The organism is Shigella sp. FC1967, from assembly GCF_001743005.1.
In the GTDB taxonomy this organism is placed as follows: domain Bacteria; phylum Pseudomonadota; class Gammaproteobacteria; order Enterobacterales; family Enterobacteriaceae; genus Proteus.
The window spans coordinates 1-3,174 of record NZ_MIIZ01000799.1; the positions used below are offsets into that span (position 1 = coordinate 1).

The following is a 3,174-nucleotide window of genomic DNA, read 5'->3' on the forward strand; positions in this document are numbered from 1 at the left end:
TGCTTTTATCTAAACCCTCCATTTCACATTGACTATTTAAAAACATTTCTATATAAAAGAGCGAGGTTCCTCTTGAAAATTCAATATTTTTACAGAAGTTAATAAGCTCAAGTCCATCGGATTTCGAACCTGTCGAAACCTGTCTAAAAGGAGTATTACTATTAAATAATCCTGTTATACCAGAACTAAGATTAGAGAAAAAAATCAACAATATTACTTATTACTTTTTCCTATTCCCATTGTCAGTTGACTCGCTGTATCTCTAAATATAGAGGTAACATTCATAATATATCCTTATATTAATGATGATAAGATCAAAATACCTAAAGATACTAATAAAACAAGGGATTTTAAATATAAAAAAACCTCCTTTAAATAAAGAAGGTTTTTAATTCTTAATGTATAACTTTAATTAAATACTGGCTTTTAATGCCTGCTCTAAATCTGCAAGAATATCGTCGATATGTTCAATGCCGATAGATAACCGAATTAAATCGCGTGAAACACCTGCGCGTTCTAATTCTTCATCATTTAATTGACGATGCGTGGTTGATGCTGGATGACATGCTAATGATTTAGCATCACCAATATTCACCAGACGAACAATGAGTTGCAATGCATCTATAAATTTAGCCCCTGCTTCTGCACCTCCTTTAATCCCAAAAGAGAGAATGCCCGCTGGTTTACCTGACATATAACGTACCGCTAAATCATGCTCAGGGTGATTGCTTAAACCTGCATATTTAACCCATGCAACTTGAGAGTGATTTTGTAAATATTCTGCCACTTTTTGGGCATTTTCAGTATGACGATCCATACGCAGTGCCAGCGTTTCTAATCCTTGTAGGATCAAGAATGCATTAAAAGGTGATAGAGCCGCACCTGTTCCACGCAAAGGCGCAACACGACAACGAGCTATATAGGCAGCAGCACCAAAGTGCTCGACATAATTTACCCCGTGATAAGAAACATCTGGTGTATTTAATATTTCAAAACGATCTTTATGCTCAGCCCAAGGGAATTTACCAGAATCAACAACAATACCACCGATAGAATTACCATGACCACCAATATATTTGGTTAAAGAGTGAATAATAATATCCGCACCATGCTCAAAAGGACGGCATAAATAAGGTGTTGCAACCGTATTATCAACAATTAAAGGTACACCATGACGATGAGCGATATCAGCCAATGCTTGAATATCGACAATATTTCCACTTGGATTTGTAATGGTTTCACAAAATACGGCTTTTGTTTTATCGTCAATTAACGCTTCAAGGGCTGCAATATCATCATGAGGGGCAAAGCGGGCTTCAATACCAATGCGAGGAAATGTGTGCGCCATTAAATTATAAGTGCCACCATAAAGCTTAGCGACGGAAACAATATTATCTCCCACTTGTGCAATAGTTTGAATTGCATAAGTGATCGCTGCCATGCCCGATGCTACGGCAACCGCTGCAATTCCACCCTCTAATGCGGCAACACGTTTTTCTAATACGTCATTGGTTGGATTCATGATACGGGTGTAAATATTACCAGGTACTTTTAAATCGAAGAGATCCGCACCATGTTGCGTATCATCAAATGCATAAGATGTTGTTTGGTAAATAGGTACAGCAACGGCTTTTGTGGTTGGATCAGGTGAATAACCCGCGTGAACAGAGAGTGTCTCAAGTTTCATAGCAATTCCTTGTTGTTGCATTTGTTCTTATCGTATTACTTAATACATCTTCTTTATTGGAGATGCTGCAAGTGTAACTATTCAGTTTATAAGTAATATAGATAAGCCGATATTGCCCTCATCGCATAGTGAAAAAATTTCAACTTACACAAATGCTTCTTTTTAAATAGAGTCTATTGAGCCAATGACCTCTATTTACATCAATATTTAACTTAAGAACCCTCTATTTTGCATTATTTTACCGTTTTACGTGGTTTTATCGTTTTTTGACGAGTTGCCAACCAGCAAATTAAAGAGCCACCAGTCACCATCATGACCCCCTGCCAAAATGAGAAAGAGAGTGCAGTAGACAATAATATTGATGAAAATGCAGTAGAAATAACTGGAGTGAAATAAGAGAGTGTCGCCAGTAATGTCACATTACCCCTGATCATACCGATTGTCCAAGCCGCATTTGCAAGTCCAATAGCAGCCCCTGTTATTAATAATAGCGTGATACTTTTTGTATTGACGATCCACTCTACGGGGGCTGAAACTAGGTATTGTCCCCATAATGCAAGTGACGTTAATAGAAAGAAAGGCACAATACCGTTATTCCCGCCAGACATAAGCCGAGTTAAATTACTATAAAATGCCCACAGAATAGCACCTGAAAACGCCAATATATAACTCAATGGGTTGCTTTGAATATTCATCCATAACCCATTAATTGTCAGCGGATTATCGCCACTAACAACCCAGACTAGTCCACTAAATGCACATAATAATCCGATGATCAGTAAAATTGAGAATCGCTGCTTATTAAGTATTACAGCAAGGGCTAACGTAAAACTAGGCCATAAATAGTTAACCATTCCTAGCTCTATGGCTTGTGTTCTGTCTGTGGCAAATCCTAACGCTAGAGATAAACACACTTCATAAGTGACAAATAATACCCCTCCCCAGAAAAGATAGCGTTTAGGGAAGCGTGATAACTTCGGTGCACCTAAGATCAAAATAAGAAAGAGTGTGCCTGTGGTATAAATCAGTGCGGCACCTCCCACAGCACCAAAATACTCACTAATATTACGAATTAAACCAACAATGGTGCTCCAAAGAAGAATAGCAACAATGCCATATAATGTCCCTTTTGATGAGCTAGATATCATTTTGTGCCTTCTGATTTAAGATTTTATCATTAGAACCGATATTAAAATAAAACCAGCATAATTGCTTTAGCCATTTTTATGAAAAGATAATCAAAAAAAAAATTGAATAGTGAAACATTTTGTTACAATTAATATTAAGCAGAAAACAGATTGATTTACTCCCATAGGTAGTGAAAAAAGCATCATCAATTTTATATTTCTAAAATATGTCTTTTAATTTCAATTTAAAATGAATAAATAATATTTCTACTTTTTTTTATCAAAAATATATTTGAAGTTTATATTTGAATAAAAAAATAGACAACATTGCCTTTTTTGAACATGAAAAGTGTTATTTCT

The 3,174-nt window shown here is 36.0% G+C and carries 3 protein-coding genes; all 3 read right to left on the minus strand.

Going from position 1 to position 3,174, the window contains the following annotated elements:
• A partial coding sequence (locus BHE89_RS24340) for a hypothetical protein (RefSeq protein ID WP_216081009.1) occupies positions 1 to 208 on the minus strand: 208 nt, incomplete at its 3' end.
• A gap of 204 nt (positions 209 to 412) precedes the next feature.
• Positions 413 to 1,687, minus strand: coding sequence for a bifunctional O-acetylhomoserine aminocarboxypropyltransferase/cysteine synthase (locus BHE89_RS13305; RefSeq protein WP_069367028.1), 1,275 nt, complete (start codon positions 1,685 to 1,687; stop codon positions 413 to 415).
• 233 nt (positions 1,688 to 1,920) lie between these two features.
• Entirely contained in the window at positions 1,921 to 2,835 is a 915-nt protein-coding gene (yddG, locus tag BHE89_RS13310) for an aromatic amino acid DMT transporter YddG (protein WP_069366983.1), read from the minus strand.
• Positions 2,836 to 3,174: the final 339 nt, after the last annotated feature.

Excerpts from the sequence above, each read along its gene's own strand:
- yddG (WP_069366983.1), bottom strand. The coding sequence starts at position 2,835 with ATGATATCTAGCTCATCAAAAGGGACATTATATGGCATTGTTGCTATT.
- BHE89_RS13305 (WP_069367028.1), bottom strand. The coding sequence starts at position 1,687 with ATGAAACTTGAGACACTCTCTGTTCACGCGGGTTATTCACCTGATCCA.